Consider the following 15,569-nt stretch of genomic DNA (forward strand, 5'->3'; position numbering starts at 1 on the left):
TGTCTAGTGTTTAGCTGGGGAATATTAAGCTTCGTATTTTTTGAATACCAAGCTAGCGTTTGTTCCACCAAAACCAAAACTGTTAGACATGATTAAGTTCAAGTCAGCATCGTCTTTGCGAGTTGTTACAACAGGGATGTTACCAGCTGCTGGGTCTAACTCGTCTACGTTTGCAGATGCTGCGATGAATTTGTTTTCCATCATTAGCAAGCAGTAAATTGCTTCATGAACACCAGCAGCACCTAGAGAGTGGCCAGATAGAGACTTAGTTGAGCTAACTAGTGGGATTTTATCACCGAATGTTTCGTTAACTGCTTGAAGCTCTTTCATATCACCAGCAGGAGTACTTGTACCGTGCGTATTGATGTAATCAATATCACCGTCAATTGTGCTCATTGCCATTTGCATACAACGTACTGCGCCTTCACCAGAAGGAGCAACCATGTCGTAACCGTCAGATGTTGCACCGTAGCCAACTAATTCTGCGTAGATTTTCGCGCCACGTGCTTTTGCGTGTTCAAGTTCTTCAATAACCAACATACCGCCACCGCCAGCGATAACGAAACCGTCACGGTTTGCATCGTATGCACGAGAAGCTTTTTCAGGAGTGTCATTGTATTTAGAAGATAGAGCGCCCATCGCATCAAACATACAAGTTTGAGTCCAGCTTTCTTCTTCACCACCACCTGCAAACACGATATCTTGTTTGCCCAGTTGGATAAGCTCCATCGCGTTACCGATACAGTGAGCACTGGTTGAACATGCAGATGTAATAGAGTAGTTCACACCTTTGATTTTAAATGGTGTTGCTAGACAAGCTGATACAGTACTTCCCATTGTTTGAGTAACACGGTAAGGACCAACACGCTTAACACTTTTCTCGCGAAGAGTGTCTGCTGAATCTACAAGATTTTTTGCAGATGCACCGCCAGAACCTGCTACTAGTCCAGTACGGATATTAGAAACTTGTTCTTCAGTTAAACCAGCATCTTCAATAGCTTGTTGCATAGATGAGTATGCGTAGGTTGCTGCATCACCCATGAAGCGGCGAACTTTACGATCGATGCCGTCTGCATCTAAATCGATTCGGCCACAAACATGGCTACGGAAACCATATTCTTTGTAATCTTCAGCAAAACGAATGCCAGATTGGCCTTCGCGTAAAGAGTTTAAAACGCTTGCTTTGTCATTGCCTAGACAGCTGACGATGCCAAGACCAGTTACTACTACACGACGCATAAGAGTGCCTCTTTTTTTATTCTAAAACTTTAGAAGTTATCTGTTGAAGTGAATAGACCCACGCGAAGGTCTTTCGCTGTGTAAATTTCACGACCGTCAACTTTTACGCTTCCATCGGCAATGCCCATAACCAATTTGCGTTCGATTACACGCTTAAGGTTGATATGGAAGGTAACTTTTTTGGCTGTTGGCAAAATTTGACCTGTAAATTTCACTTCACCAGCACCCAAAGCGCGTCCGCGCCCTTTGTTGCCTTTCCAACCAAGGAAGAAGCCAACAAGTTGCCACATAGCATCTAAGCCAAGGCAACCAGGCATAACTGGGTCACCCGGGAAGTGGCATTCAAAGAACCAAAGGTCAGGATTGATATCTAGCTCAGCGATGATTTCGCCTTTGCCGTGTTCTCCGCCTTCGACAGAAATGTGAGTAATACGATCCATCATAAGCATATTGCCTACAGGAAGTCGGGCATTACCTTCACCAAACATTTCGCCGTAGCCGCATTGTAATAGTTCGTCTTTTTCAAAAGATGAAGCAGTAGTCATTGTATTCCTATATCCACATCCAGAATGACTTAAAAGTAGTCAGGTGGACTTTTGTGGCCTAGTTTGCAGTATAAAATCTAGCTGATTATATCGGTTTGAAGCCTTAATATGAATGTTTGTATGGAAAAAAACTCAACAACCTGTGTGAAAAACAATCATTTCGTGTGTGTTTTTGTTTCTTTGGTCAATATTGGCCTTTTTAAATATGGTTTTTCTGGTTGTCGAGAAGCGCTTTTCTGGTAGTGTGTTCTTTTCTTTAAATGAATGGTTGAGGGTGAAGATGAGCTTTCGAGGAGACACTGAGCTGGTCGCTTGGAGAAGTCCAGTGAAGGACGGTTATATTCAGGGGTATGAGAGCCTCGTTGATGACAAGAAACCGACCATTCATTTTCTTCATGGTAATGGCTTCTCAGTCAAAACCTATTCATGCTTTTTGCAGAAATTACATGGCTTTAATTTGATTTTGCAGGACGCTGCAGGCCATGGTGATTCGTCTGCAGGGAATCATTTCGTCGGCTGGAATGCAACGGCAGAGCGTTTTATTGAGTCCTTAGATCAGCAAAGAAATCGGTTACCAAATACTGACTTGATTGGTATGGGGCACAGCTTTGGCGGTTGTATGACCTTGCTGATGAATCAAGCAAGTAAGCCTGCTTTCGACGCTATGGTTTTGCTTGATCCAGCGTTTTTCCCCCCTCGCTTAGTTTGGATGATGCGTGCTGTAAAAATGGCAGGTCTAAGACGTCATCTCCCGTTGGCAAAAAAAGCTCGCCGCCGTCGTACTAAGTGGGAAACTTATGCTGACGTTAGAGGGAACTTCCATGAGCGTGGTACTTTCAAAGGATGGGAAAGTGAGTGCTTAGAAGATTATATTTCCTCATCAATAAAGCAGTCTGAGGATGGTCATTACTATTTGGGTTGCCCCCCTTGGATGGAAGCAGAAATTTTCTCTACTTACCCTAAAGGTGGATGGAGAGCGATTAAGGAAATTTCTGTTCCTACCTATATTGTTCAAGGTAAGGATACTTTCCCCTACTTTAAGGAAGCTTATAAGTTAGCTGCGAGCCTTAACCCGAATATTAAAGTCATTGAGGTAGAAGGAGGGCACTGCTTTATGCAGCAGCACTCCAGCAAGTCTGCCGAGGCTGTATTAGAAATATTGAATAGATTATAGATATAAAAAGCTAGGTGCATTTTGTGGGGTAACCATTTAATGCAGCTAGCTTTTCTTTTTAAGCGCGGCGCTTCACTGAAGCGTGAGCTAAGGATATGAGGGTGTCTTTATATTCTGAGTTAGGCAGACATTGAATAGCAGAGATAGCTAGATCTGCTTGTTCTTGCGCTTGTTTCTCTGTGTATTCTATTGCACCACAACCTTGTACGTCAGAAATGATGGCTTCTAATTGCTCAAGTCCGCCCGTTTCAATAGCATTTCTCACTCGCTTGATTGCGTCTTCGCTGCCGTGCTTCATGGTGAAAATGAGCGGTAAAGTAGGTTTGCCTTCTGCTAGATCATCACCAACACTTTTGCCCATTTCTTCTGCCGTACTGGTGTAATCCATAACATCATCAATAAGCTGGAATGCGGTGCCTATATACATGCCATATAAACGTAGTGCTTCTTGATGCTCCTTCGAGGCGTTTGCTATGACGGAGCCACAAAGTGCAGCACCTTCAAATAGCTTGGCTGTTTTGTATTGGATGACCTTTAGGTAGCTTTCTTCTGTGGTGTCAGGGTCGCCACAGTTGATGAGTTGCTGAACTTCGCCTTCGGCAATAACGTTCGTTGTGTTTGACAGTATGCTCATGCATTGCATGCTGCCCACTTCTACCATGATTTGAAATGCTCGAGAGTAGAGGAAATCACCGACTAAAACGCTTGGCGCGTTGCCCCATTCTTCATTAGCCGTTTTTTTACCGCGGCGCATATCAGACTCGTCTACAACATCATCATGTAATAGAGTCGATGTGTGAATGAACTCTATGATGGTAGCCATTTGAATAGCTTGGGTTGATTGCTCTTCATTAAGGCCTGAGCTGGCTTTGGCCGATAGCAATACCAGTAATGGGCGGAGTCTTTTGCCGCCGTTACTTATAATGTAATAGCCAATTTGTTCGATAAGTGGAATGTCACTTTTAAGCTGCGACATTATGTACTCGTTCATTTGGCCAAATTCATTGGCCACAACACTGTGTATTTGAGTTGGTTGCATGTAAATTCCGAAGCTAAATCACTCTACGCTGATAGGCAAACGAGCCTCATGCTAGGTAAGGCTAGAGCTAGGGTCAACCTTAAACGCAAAAAATATATAAAGTGCTTGTTTACAGCTTGTGTTGTTTGGTGTGATTTTGTACAATCCTGCGTCCGATTTACCCACATTTTGCTCCCTATCATATGGTTAGTGATTTTTGGCGGATTCGTCAGAAGTTAGTTGCCACTAGAAGTAGGTCAAATTTAATTTCAGTAGCCGGGTAAATCTTATTGGAGAAGAAAATGTTTGCAGTGATCAAAACTGGCGGTAAGCAATACCGTGTACAAGAAGGCCAAACCCTTAAGGTTGAGAAATTAGCTGTTGAAGAAGGTGGCGCGATTCAATTCGACGACGTTCTTCTTGTATCTAATGGTGACGACGTTAAAGTTGGCGCACCAGTAGTAGAAGGCGCTAAAGTAACGGCTGAAGTTGTTGCTCATGGTCGTGGTGACAAAGTGAAAATTTTGAAATTCCGCCGTCGTAAGCACTCTATGAAGCGTATGGGTCATCGTCAGTGGTTCACGGAAGTGAAAATAACTGGCATTAACTAAACGCTAACTATTCAAATTTAAGGAGTAAGTTATGGCTCATAAAAAGGCGGGTGGTAGTACTCGTAACGGTCGCGATTCCGAGTCGAAACGATTAGGTGTCAAACGTTTTGGTGGTCAAGCTGTGATCCCAGGTAACATCCTAGTTCGTCAGCGTGGTACTCAATTCCACCCTGGTGCTGGTGTTGATATTGGTAAAGATCACACTTTGTTTGCTGTAGTTGAAGGCCAAGTGAAGTTTGAAGTGAAAGGTAAGTTTAAGCGTCGTACGGTTTCCGTAGTAGCTGCTTAATAGCTTATTAAAAACTTAAAAAAAGCTCCGCGGTGCGGGGCTTTTTTTTTGTAAGAATTCTATAATCAATGTTTTATTGATTTTGATAATCCACCTAAGAGGTGTGTACCTGTGAAATTTGTTGATGAAGCCGGCATTTACGTAAGAGCTGGTAAGGGCGGTAATGGTTGTTTGAGCTTTTGGCGAGAAAAGTTTGTTGCTAAAGGTGGCCCTGATGGTGGTGATGGCGGTAATGGCGGTAGTGTCGTTTTAGTTGCTGACGAATCACTAAATACCCTAATTGATTTTCGTTTTACGAAGAAATATATCGCTGAAAATGGCCAAAATGGCCAAGGGCGGGATATGACTGGGGCGAAAGCGCCAGACCTTGAAATCAAAGTGCCGATTGGAACCACTGTTATCGATGAAGATACAGGTGAAACTCTAGGGGATCTTGTTCGTGCTGGGCAGAAGCTGAAAGTTGCTCAGGGTGGACACCATGGCTTGGGGAATACACGCTTTAAATCTAGTACTAACCGTGCCCCAAGGCAGACCACAAAAGGTACTGTGGGTGAAGAGCGTACATTGAAGCTGGAAATGAAAGTGCTTGCAGATGTAGGTTTACTAGGTTTGCCGAATGCAGGTAAGTCTACTTTTATTCGCTCAGTGTCTTCTGCTAAGCCAAAGGTAGCTAACTACCCTTTCACTACCTTGGTGCCTAACCTTGGTGTGGTAAAAGTGAAAAAGCACCAAAGCTTTGTTGTTGCAGATATTCCGGGAATTATTGAAGGCGCTTCAGAAGGTGCTGGCCTTGGTATTCGTTTTTTAAAGCACTTGGTGCGAAACAGAATATTGCTTCATATCGTTGATTTGGCTCCTTGGGATGATGTGACTCCTGCGGAAGCGGCGGTTATCGCTGTCAATGAATTAAAATTGTTCAGTCCTGCTTTGGCCAATCGTGATCGCTGGTTGGTATTGAATAAAACCGATATGGTTCCGCCAGAAGAGTTAGAAGAGCGCTGTCAAAGTGTGATTGATGCTTTAGGTTGGGAAGGGCAGGCTTACCGCATTTCGGCTATATCTGGTGAAGGTACAGAAGTTCTGTGTCTTGATCTTATGACTGCTCTAGAAGAGCAGCGAGAATTGTTGGCTGAGAGTGAAGAAGCTCGCGAAAAAGAAAAAGCCATCCGTACTCTTATTGATGAAGAGGGTCGAGATCGTATTATGTCACTGCGTGAAAAGCGTCGTAATGCAGGTCAGGCTTTGGATGATGATGACTTTGACGAAGATGATTACGATGTTGAAGTTGAGTATGTTCGTTAAGTTGGTAGTTAGGAACTAAGTAGTATCATGGGAATGCGAGAAAGAATTGCAAAGGCGCAGCGTATTGTTGTCAAAATCGGCAGTGCATTGCTTACCAATGATGGTCAAGGGTTGGATGTTGATCGTATTGCCCTTTGGGTGGATCAAATCGCCCAGCTAAAAGCTCAGGGTAAAGAGGTTGTACTGGTCTCTTCTGGTTCTGTTGCTGCAGGTATGAAGCGTCTTGGTTTTGCTAATCGCCCGACTCAAATTAATGAGTTGCAGGCTGCTGCCGCGGTAGGTCAGATGGAGTTGGTTGGGGTTTATGAATCTAACTTTGAAAAATACGACCTGTGCACAGCGCAAATTCTATTAACCCATGATGATCTATCAAATCGTCGTCGTTACTTAAATGCGCGCTCTTCTCTGCGTACCTTGCTGGGCTTAGGTGTGATACCGATTGTTAATGAAAACGATACGGTGGTAACGGACGAAATTCGATTTGGTGATAATGATACCTTGGGTGCCTTAGTAGCCAATTTGATCGAAGCGGATGTGTTGATCATTTTGACCGATCAGCTAGGTTTGTTTGATAAAAACCCTAGGGATCATAAAGATGCTGAATTAATACCTCAGATACCGGCATCGGATGAGCGTTTAGAATCTATGGTGAGTGGTGGTGCTGGCGCTTTAGGTAGCGGCGGCATGCTGACCAAGGTAAGGGCAGCGCGTTTAGCGTCTCGCTCAGGTGCAGATACATTGATCGCATCGGGTCGAGAGCAGGATGTTATTACTCGTGTTGCTGCGGGAGAGATTCTGGGTACTTGGTTGTTGCCAGATACAGGGCGAGAAGCGGCACGCAAGCAGTGGTTGGCAGGTCATCTAAGGAATCGAGGTTCTTTGGTTTTGGATGATGGCGCTGTTAAGGCTTTGCAAAAAGGTGGTAATAGTTTACTGCCTGTCGGCGTAAAGGATGCGCAAGGCGATTTTCGACGCGGTGATATGGTTATTTGTGTCGATGGCGCTGGGCGAATTATCGCGCGTGGTTTAGTTAACTATGGTGCGGCTGAAACTTTGAAGTTACTTGGTAAACCTTCTTCTAAGATAGGAGAGGTGCTTGGCTACAATGGTGAGCCTGAGTTAATTCATAGGGACGATTTGGTGGTTACTTGAGGTGGTGAATTACTTTGAGTAAATAACGCATAAAAAAACCGGCATCTGCCGGTTTTTTTATAAGTGTTAGGCCAGTGCTTTAATTTTAGCACTCAAGCGGCTCTTATGGCGAGCTGCTTTGTTTTTGTGATATAGGCCTTTGTCAGCTGCTTTGTCTAGCTTCGAAGTTGCTAGAATGTAAGCTGCTTTTGCTTCAGCTTGGTCGCCTGTTTCAATAGCTGCATCTACTTTTTTCAAGTAAGTGCGAACCATAGAGCGGATGCTACCATTGTGAGCGCGGCTTTTAATTGCCTGGCGCGCACGTTTTTTTGAACCTGCGGAATTTGCCACGGTCTGGCTCCTTTAAATTTTTTAAGTAACGATACAGCAAATGCTGCCTCGTGAAATTAAGGTCAGTTTTAACTTTAAAATCTCGCGGCGGATTTTACCAGTTTTTCGCATACTAACAACCCTAATGAGTAAATATTCGCGAAATCAGCCAATATATTCGGCCTGTGCTGATATGTATTTGCTGTGTTGTGGCTCTTGCTAGTGTTATTCTTGGGTAAATTTATTGCTTTATGTATTTGTGTCTTTCATATGTCTGAAACTCCCGCGCCTGAAACCGATCTTAAAATAGCCCCTAAAAAGCAGTCTCTATTGCGTTCGGGTGTCTTGGTGTCAATTTGCACCTTTCTTTCACGCATTTTGGGCTTGGTAAGAGATGCTGCATTAGCTTCTGTGCTTGGGGCGAGTGGCAGTGCAGATGCGTTTTTTGTTGCCTTTAAAATTCCTAACTTTTTTCGACGACTCTTTGCGGAGGGGGCTTTTGCTCAGGCGTTTGTTCCTGTGTTGAGCGATTATCGTGTCAATGAAGGCAAACAGGAAGTGCGGGCTTTAGTTGCTGCCGTATCAGGCTCTCTCTCTTTGGTATTATTGTGCGTCACAGTCATGTTTATGGTTTGTGCTCCTTGGGTGGTGTATTTGTTTGCACCAGGTTTTTCCGATGATGCTGCGCAACTGGCCCTAACCTCAGAGCTTCTGGTGATTACTTTCCCTTATTTGTTATTTATTTCCTTGACGGCTTTGGCGGGGGGGATTCTTAATGCTCATGGTGAATACGCCGTCCCTGCCATTACTCCTATTTTTTTAAACTTGTCTTTAATCGTCGCGACTTTGTTTTTTGCTCGCAGTGCTGCTCAAGCTGAGGTCGCTGTGGCATGGGGCGTGTTTTTTGCGGGTTTGATTCAGTTGCTATTTCAGATGCCTTTTTTAGCGCGGCTAAAATTGTTGCCTATGCCAACACTTGGTTTTTCTCATCCGGGGGTGAAACGCATCCTGTGGTTGATGGGGCCAGCCTTGTTTGGTGTGTCCGTAGGTCAGATAAACTTGTTGTTAGACACGGTTTTAGCATCCTTCCTTGAAACGGGCAGCATTACTTGGTTGTACTTGTCTGACCGTCTTTATGAACTGCCTTTAGGGATTTTTGCTATCGCGATAAGTACGGTCATACTGCCTTCATTGTCGAGAAGTTTTGCAGGATCGGATACGAGCAAGTTTTCTTCTACTCTGGACTGGGCTTTGCGTATGTTGCTATTGATTGCCATACCATCCTCGTTAGCCTTGTTTGTTTTGGCTGAGCCTCTTATAGCTACTATTTTTTATCGGGGTGAATTGACAGAACATGATGTTGTTATGGCTGCCCAAAGTTTGCAGGCTTACTCCATTGGTTTGGTCTTTATGATGCTCATTAAGGTTCTGGCCCCCGGCTATTATTCTCGCCAAGATACGAAAACGCCGGTGCGTATCGGAATCTATGCCATGGTTGCGAATATGGTATTGAACTTAATTCTAGTTTGGCCTCTCGGTCATGTTGGCTTGGCGTTGGCGACCAGTCTGTCTGCTGCTTTGAATGCTTTTCTGCTTTGGTATGGGTTGTATAAGCAAAAGCATCACAGCTTTTCTTTACAGTGGCGTCGGCTGTTGGTGATTCTAACTTTTTCTTCGGCAGCCTTGGTTGCTTGTCTATATTTCTTACTTGGGCTTGGTTGGCAGTGGATGCAGGTTTCTGATTTGCAGAGAGTGGGTTATATGTCGCTTGTTGTGGTGAGTGGTGTTCTTGTTTATAGCGCTTCTGCAGTAGTGGCAGGTTTACGCCCTAGGATGTTAAAAGCCTAATTATTACGGCAAGTTTTACTTTGCTCTCCTATCTGCTGTGCTGGCCTACCGTCATTGATTGAACTGCTATATAATCGCGGTTATTTTTTGCGCTGGATTTTATGGTTTTGTTCGGAGTTCTATGGAGTTAATTCGCGGTATTCATAATATCCGCCCAGAACACAGGCGATGTGTGCTGACGATAGGGAATTTTGACGGTGTCCATTTGGGGCATCGAGCAATTCTATCGCGGGTGAAAGAGTTGGCTGCGGAATATGGTTCGCCAACAGGTATTATTATTTTTGAGCCACAGCCGAGAGAATTTTTTTCACCCGATACGGCACCTGGCCGCCTCGGGAGGTTGCGAGACAAAGTGAAGTTGTTGGAAGGGCAAGGCATCGATTATGTGCTTTGTATGCCTTTTAACCTTAAGTTTCAGCAATTGGATGCACAGGCCTTCTGCGAAAAGGTTTTACAGTCAGGATTGGATGTTGCGCATTTGGTAGTTGGTGATGATTTCCGCTTTGGCTGTGATCGTCAAGGTGACTTTGATTACTTGACATCTTTCGGCATTCGCAATGGCTTTAAAGTGGAGCGTACGCCATCTGTAAAGAACCCTTTGGGTGATAGGGTCAGTAGTACCCTAGTCAGAGGATTACTAGAAAAGGGCGATTTGGTTTCTGCTAAAGAAAATATGGGGCACCCGATTACCTTGGATGGCCGAGTAATTCACGGTCAAAAGCTTGGGAGAAAGTTAGGGTTTCCGACAGCCAATATTCATCTGAAAGGTATCAAGTCTGCACTTTCAGGTGTATATGCGGTCACTTTAGAAGAGAAAGGCGTTATTTATAAAGGTGTTGCTAACATAGGTGTTCGTCCGACGGTAAAAGGAAAAACACCCATATTAGAAGTGCACCTATTTGATTTTAATGGCGATTTGTATGATTCCTATGTGCAGGTCACCTTCTGTCACTTTATTAGAGCAGAAAAGAAAATGGCCGGCTTAGATGCGCTGGAAAAACAAATTCAACATGACAAAGAAGAAGCAATACGTTTCTTTGACTAAATCAGTGAACTGATGATCTTTGAGGATAAATCAAAAAACAATGAGTGATTATAAACCGACACTGAACTTGCCAGATACTAAGTTCCCAATGCGTGGTGATTTGGCAAAACGTGAACCTGGCATGCTTAAACGCTGGCAGGATATGGATCTTTATCAAAAAATGCGTGAGACGAGTAAAGGTCGTAAGCCTTTTATTCTTCATGATGGTCCTCCATACGCGAATGGCAGCATTCATATTGGTCATGCGGTTAACAAAATCCTCAAAGATATTATTGTTAAGTCTAAGACGATCAGTGGCTTTGATGCGCCTTATATTCCTGGTTGGGATTGTCATGGTTTGCCAATCGAGCACAAAGTTGAGCAGCTAATTGGTAAAGCGGGTACGAAAGTATCTTATAAAGAGTTCCGTGCTAAATGCCGTGAATACGCTTACTCGCAAATTGAAGAGCAGAAAAAAGATTTTATCCGCCTTGGTATCATGGGAGATTGGGAGAATCCTTATCTGACCATGAACTTCCAAACGGAAGCAAACATTGTACGTGCATTGGGTAAAATCGCTGACAATGGTCATTTGGTAAAGGGCTTTAAGCCAGTTTACTGGAGTGTGGTTGGTGGCTCTGCTTTAGCTGAAGCGGAAGTGGAATACCAAGATAAGACCTCACTATCATTGGATGTGCGTTATGCACCACAAGATGAAGCCGCGCTATTGGCTAAGTTCTCTGATGTAGCGGGCGAAGGCAAAGTCTCAGTTGTTATTTGGACAACCACACCTTGGACGCTTCCTGCGAGTCAGGCAGTATCTGTACATCCTGAATTCAACTACGCTCTTGTTGAAGTTGATGCTGGTTTAGGCAAAGAGCGCCTTATCCTTGCTGAAGATATGGTTGATAGTGTGATGTCGCGCTACAGCTTCTCTGAATACCGAATCGTTGGTCGATCAACAGGCTCTGCGCTTGCGGGCACTGTATTGAATCACCCCTTCATTGAACGCGATATTCCGGTTATCTTGGGTGAGCATGTTACGACAGAAGCTGGTACTGGCTGTGTTCACACAGCGCCAGATCATGGTGTGGATGACTTTAATGTAGGTCGTGAAAATGGCATTGGCACTATTAATCTTGTTCAAGATAATGGTGTTTACTCTGATGCTGCTGGTGAGTTTGCTGGGCTACATGTGTATAAAGTAGATGGAGCCATCTTAGAAGCGCTTAATAAAAACAGTGCTTTGGTTTTCGAATCTAAAATTTTCCACAGCTACCCTCATTGCTGGCGTACGAAAACGCCTTTGATATTCCGTGCGACACCACAATGGTTTATCAGTATGACAAAAGAGGGTCTTTTAGACTCTGCTAAGCATGCTGTTGAAGGTGTGAAATGGGTTCCTAGTTGGGGGCAAAACCGCATGGAAGGCATGCTCAATAATAGTCCTGACTGGTGTGTATCTCGTCAGCGTACTTGGGGTGTGCCTATCGCTTTATTTATCAATAAAGAAACACAAGAACTGCACCCAGAGACACCTCGCTTAATTGAAGAAGTGGCTCTACGTATCGAGAAAGAAGGGATCGATGCTTGGTTCGAGCTAGACGCTGCTGAATTATTAGGTGACGAAGCGGAGAAATACAGCAAAGTAACGGATACTTTGGATGTATGGTTTGACTCAGGTGTAACTCATTATTCTGTTATTGATCAGCGTGAAGAGTTGAGCTTCCCTGCTGACCTATATTTAGAGGGTTCTGATCAGCATCGTGGTTGGTTCCAGTCATCTTTGAAGACGTCGATGGCTATTCGTGGGGTTCCTCCTTACAAGCAAGTGCTTACTCATGGTTTTACCGTTGATGGCGATGGCCGCAAGATGTCTAAGTCACTAGGCAACGTGTTATCTCCTCAGAAAGTAATGAGTACGCTAGGTGCTGACATTATCCGTTTGTGGGTAGCGGCAACGGATTACACGACTGAAATGACAGTGTCCGACGAAATCCTTAAGCGAGTAGCGGATTCTTACCGTCGAATTCGTAACACAGCGCGCTTTATGATGGCGAACTTAAATGGCTTTGATCCAGCAGAAGACATGGTTCCTGCTGCGGATATGATTGCCTTGGACCGTTGGATTGTTGATCGTGCTGCATTGTTGCAAAAAGAACTAGATGTGGCCTACGGCGAATATCAATTCCATGCAGTGAACCAGAAAATCCAAAACTTCTGTTCTGTTGATTTGGGTGGCTTCTACCTAGATGTGATCAAGGATCGTCAGTACACAACCCAATCTGATAGCTTGGCACGTCGTTCTGCTCAAACTGCTTTGTATCATGTTATGGAAGCGTTTAGCCGTTGGGTTGCTCCTATTCTTAGCTTTACTGCGGATGAGATCTGGCAAACATTGCCAGGTGAGCGTGGCGAGTCAGTTTTCTTAGAGACTTGGTATGAAGGCCTTGAAGAGCTTACAGGTGATGAAGCGCTAGGCCGCGAGTTCTGGAAACAAATACTAGAAACCAAAGTAGCTATTAATAAGGTGCTAGAAGCCGCTCGTAATGAAGGGAAAATGAAGGCAAGTTTGAGTGCCGAAATTGATCTTTACTGTGATGATGCTTTGATGGCGACTTTGAATCGTTTAGACGATGAATTGCGCTTCGTATTGATTGCGTCGAAAGTGAAGGTTCTACCTCTAGCGGATGCCAAAGAAGATGCTGTTGCGACAGAACTTGAAGGTCTTCAGGTTGCTGTGTCTCTCAGTGAACATGCGAAATGTGTGCGTTGCTGGCATCATCGTGAAGAAGTTGGTCAACGAGAAGCACATCCAGAATTGTGTGATCGTTGTATATCAAACCTTCCAGACGGAGAAGGTGAGCAGCGCCTTTATGCTTAAGAATCTAGCTAATGTGTTGAAGAAGGTTCAGCGCTGGTGGGTGCTGGCTTTCGTTCTTTTTGTTATTGATTGGATTACTAAGCAAGCTGTAGAAGCGAATTTTTTCTATGGTCAAGAAGTGGCGGTGCTTCCTTTCTTTGATTTAACATTGCGTTACAACACGGGGGCTGCTTTTAGCTTTTTGGCTCAAGCTGGGGGGTGGCAGCGTTGGTTCTTCTCGTTGGTCGCCATTGCTGTTGTGATTGGTATTAGTTGGCGTTTGGTGAAAATATCGCTTACTAATAAGCTGGAAGCCTTGTCTTTAAGTCTTATCTTGGGCGGTGCTATCGGAAATCTTCATGACAGATTGCTGTATGGACATGTTATCGATTTTCTACAGTTCCACTGGCAACAAACATGGTATTTTCCCGCCTTCAATGTTGCGGATAGCGCCATTACCATTGGTGTGATTTTAATGTTGCTTGAGAGTTTTATAGCGAAAAAGCCGGAAGGTATTAAAAAATGAATGTGATTACAACCCAAAGTAAAGTCAGCTTATTTTTTGAGTTATCTCTAGATAATGGTCAGGTTGTGGATTCGAACTTCTCTCAGTCGCCAGCAGATTTTGTTTTTGGCGATGGTAGTTTGCTGCCGGATTTTGAGAAGGCCATTTTAGGAATGTCTGCTGGTGAAGAGGCAAGTTATCGTATGCCTCCTGAAAAAGCCTTTGGTGCCCATAATGAAAACAATGTTCAGCGTATGCCTCGTTCTCAATTTTCTATGGATTTAGAAGAGGGTATGGTGGTGTCGTTTGCTGATATGAGTAAAAACGAATTACCAGGAGTCATTGCTGAAATTGGTGAAACAGAAGTGGTAGTAGACTTTAATCACCCACTTGCAGGCCGTGACTTAACTTTTAGGGTGAAGGTCGTTTCAGTAGAGGCTGCAGCATGAGTTTTGCTATACAACTAGCCAATCCAAGGGGCTTTTGCGCTGGGGTGGATAGAGCAATTGAAATTGTGAATCGTTGTCTTGATTTATTTGAAGCGCCAATTTATGTGCGCCATGAAGTGGTTCACAATAAATTTGTTGTTGAGTCACTAAAAGCACGTGGAGCAGTTTTTGTTGATGAGCTCTATCAAGTGCCAGACGATAACATCGTTATTTTTAGTGCTCATGGTGTATCTAAGGCAGTAAGAGATGAAGCCACAAATAGAGGCTTAAAAGTATTTGATGCTACTTGCCCTCTAGTAACCAAAGTGCACTTGGAAGTATTACGCTACTCCAGAGATGGTATGGAGTGCGTATTGATTGGCCATGATGGACACCCTGAAGTTGAAGGCACTATGGGTCAATATGACGATAGTAAAGGTGGAGCCATCTATTTAGTTGAAGGGCCTGAGGATGTTGCTAATTTAAAGGTACATAATCCTGAGAAGCTTGCTTTTGTTACTCAAACAACTTTGTCTATGGATGATACCTCGGTTGTTATCGACGCATTAAGGGAGCACTTCCCTCTTATACGTGGCCCTAAAAAAGATGATATTTGTTATGCCACTCAGAATCGCCAAGATGCTGTTAAAGTTTTGGCGGAAGAGTCAGACCTTGTTCTGGTTGTAGGTTCAGTAAATAGCTCTAATTCTAATAGATTAAAAGAGCTTGCTGAGCGTATGGGAACAAAGTCCTTCCTTATTGATAACGCAAGCGAAATCGATCACTCGTGGTTGGAAGGTGTTGCTGCTGTTGGTGTTACGGCTGGTGCTTCTGCCCCTGAAATATTGATCAACGAGGTGATAGAACGCTTAGTTCAAGAAGGTGGTGAAAGCCCTCAAGAGCTACAGGGACAAGAAGAGAATGTATCGTTTTCTATGCCTAAAGAACTTCGTATTGTCGAGGTCAAATAACCATTCCAAAACAGCCATCCAAACTAATTTCTAAAAACCTTCAATAAAGCGTTAAAAGTTCTTGCATTGTTTCTGTAGATCCTTAATATACGCCCTCGCTGACACGGGCAGTGCTTCTACTTAGTTATTTAGTAACTAGGTGATTCAAGTAGCTGCAAGTGGTATAGCAACGCTCTTTAAAATAGATAATCAGATAATTTGTGTGGGCGCTCGCTGGAGACTTTCAAAAAAATTGAAGTCTTACACGAGAGTCAAACACGTCAATTCGCTTTATTAAGTAAGTTGGTGTTT

The 15,569-nt window shown here is 43.8% G+C and carries 15 protein-coding genes; 11 read left to right on the forward strand and 4 right to left on the reverse strand.

All coding sequences use genetic code 11. The features are described from left to right. Positions 1-24 precede the first annotated feature (24 nt). Both fabB and fabA read right to left on the reverse strand, forming a co-directional pair. Positions 25-1,239, reverse strand: a complete 1,215-nt coding sequence (fabB, locus tag OFY17_RS14450; protein WP_263531442.1) for a beta-ketoacyl-ACP synthase I — start codon at positions 1,237-1,239, stop codon at positions 25-27. Between the two features lie 29 nt (positions 1,240-1,268). Next, positions 1,269-1,784, reverse strand: a complete 516-nt coding sequence (gene fabA, locus OFY17_RS14455) for a bifunctional 3-hydroxydecanoyl-ACP dehydratase/trans-2-decenoyl-ACP isomerase (RefSeq protein ID WP_263531443.1) — start codon at positions 1,782-1,784, stop codon at positions 1,269-1,271. Positions 1,785-1,989: 205 nt separating this feature from the next. On the opposite strand from fabA, the gene OFY17_RS14460 reads away from it, so the two are divergent. Then, a complete protein-coding gene (locus OFY17_RS14460) occupies positions 1,990-2,958 on the forward strand; it encodes an alpha/beta hydrolase (RefSeq protein WP_263531444.1) in 969 nt (322 codons plus the stop codon). 58 nt (positions 2,959-3,016) lie between these two features. Here the strand turns inward: OFY17_RS14460 and ispB are convergent, their stop codons facing one another. After that, positions 3,017-3,997 (reverse strand): octaprenyl diphosphate synthase, encoded by a 981-nt coding sequence (gene ispB / locus OFY17_RS14465; protein WP_263531445.1) that lies wholly within the window; start codon positions 3,995-3,997, stop codon positions 3,017-3,019. A gap of 281 nt (positions 3,998-4,278) precedes the next feature. Here ispB and rplU point away from each other — a divergent pair, with 281 nt between their 5' ends. The 4 genes from rplU to proB all read left to right on the forward strand — a co-directional run bounded on the left by rplU (position 4,279) and on the right by proB (position 7,330). Next, a complete protein-coding gene (rplU, locus tag OFY17_RS14470; RefSeq protein ID WP_263531446.1) occupies positions 4,279-4,587 on the forward strand; it encodes a 50S ribosomal protein L21 in 309 nt (102 codons plus the stop codon). Between the two features lie 31 nt (positions 4,588-4,618). Continuing rightward, entirely contained in the window at positions 4,619-4,876 is a 258-nt protein-coding gene (rpmA, locus tag OFY17_RS14475; protein ID WP_263531447.1) for a 50S ribosomal protein L27, read from the forward strand. A 111-nt stretch (positions 4,877-4,987) separates the two neighbouring features. After that, positions 4,988-6,178 carry an Obg family GTPase CgtA gene (cgtA, locus tag OFY17_RS14480; RefSeq protein WP_263531448.1) on the forward strand — a complete coding sequence of 397 codons (1,191 nt, stop codon included), beginning with the start codon at positions 4,988-4,990 and terminating at the stop codon, positions 6,176-6,178. Positions 6,179-6,205: 27 nt separating this feature from the next. Next, positions 6,206-7,330, forward strand: a complete 1,125-nt coding sequence (proB, locus tag OFY17_RS14485) for a glutamate 5-kinase (RefSeq protein WP_263531449.1) — start codon at positions 6,206-6,208, stop codon at positions 7,328-7,330. A gap of 66 nt (positions 7,331-7,396) precedes the next feature. On the opposite strand, the gene rpsT is transcribed toward proB, so the two are convergent. After that, positions 7,397-7,660, reverse strand: coding sequence for a 30S ribosomal protein S20 (rpsT, locus tag OFY17_RS14490; protein WP_263531450.1), 264 nt, complete (start codon positions 7,658-7,660; stop codon positions 7,397-7,399). Positions 7,661-7,909: 249 nt separating this feature from the next. On the opposite strand from rpsT, the gene murJ reads away from it, so the two are divergent. From murJ to ispH, 6 genes are all read left to right on the forward strand, one after another. After that, positions 7,910-9,487 (forward strand): murein biosynthesis integral membrane protein MurJ, encoded by a 1,578-nt coding sequence (murJ, locus tag OFY17_RS14495; RefSeq protein WP_263531451.1) that lies wholly within the window; start codon positions 7,910-7,912, stop codon positions 9,485-9,487. Between the two features lie 121 nt (positions 9,488-9,608). Continuing rightward, positions 9,609-10,532, forward strand: coding sequence for a bifunctional riboflavin kinase/FAD synthetase (gene ribF / locus OFY17_RS14500; RefSeq protein ID WP_263531452.1), 924 nt, complete (start codon positions 9,609-9,611; stop codon positions 10,530-10,532). A 40-nt stretch (positions 10,533-10,572) separates the two neighbouring features. Beyond that, positions 10,573-13,395 (forward strand): isoleucine--tRNA ligase, encoded by a 2,823-nt coding sequence (gene ileS, locus OFY17_RS14505; RefSeq protein WP_263531453.1) that lies wholly within the window; start codon positions 10,573-10,575, stop codon positions 13,393-13,395. Further along, entirely contained in the window at positions 13,388-13,900 is a 513-nt protein-coding gene (gene lspA, locus OFY17_RS14510; protein ID WP_263531454.1) for a signal peptidase II, read from the forward strand. Before ileS ends, lspA begins: the two co-directional genes overlap by 8 nt. Continuing rightward, entirely contained in the window at positions 13,897-14,328 is a 432-nt protein-coding gene (locus OFY17_RS14515; RefSeq protein ID WP_263531455.1) for an FKBP-type peptidyl-prolyl cis-trans isomerase, read from the forward strand. Before lspA ends, OFY17_RS14515 begins: the two co-directional genes overlap by 4 nt. Beyond that, complete coding sequence (ispH, locus tag OFY17_RS14520) at positions 14,325-15,278, forward strand: 4-hydroxy-3-methylbut-2-enyl diphosphate reductase (RefSeq protein WP_263531456.1); 954 nt, start codon at positions 14,325-14,327, stop codon at positions 15,276-15,278. Before OFY17_RS14515 ends, ispH begins: the two co-directional genes overlap by 4 nt. Positions 15,279-15,569 lie beyond the last annotated feature (291 nt).

Source organism: Marinomonas sargassi (genome assembly GCF_025716875.1).
Taxonomy (GTDB): domain Bacteria; phylum Pseudomonadota; class Gammaproteobacteria; order Pseudomonadales; family Marinomonadaceae; genus Marinomonas; species Marinomonas sargassi.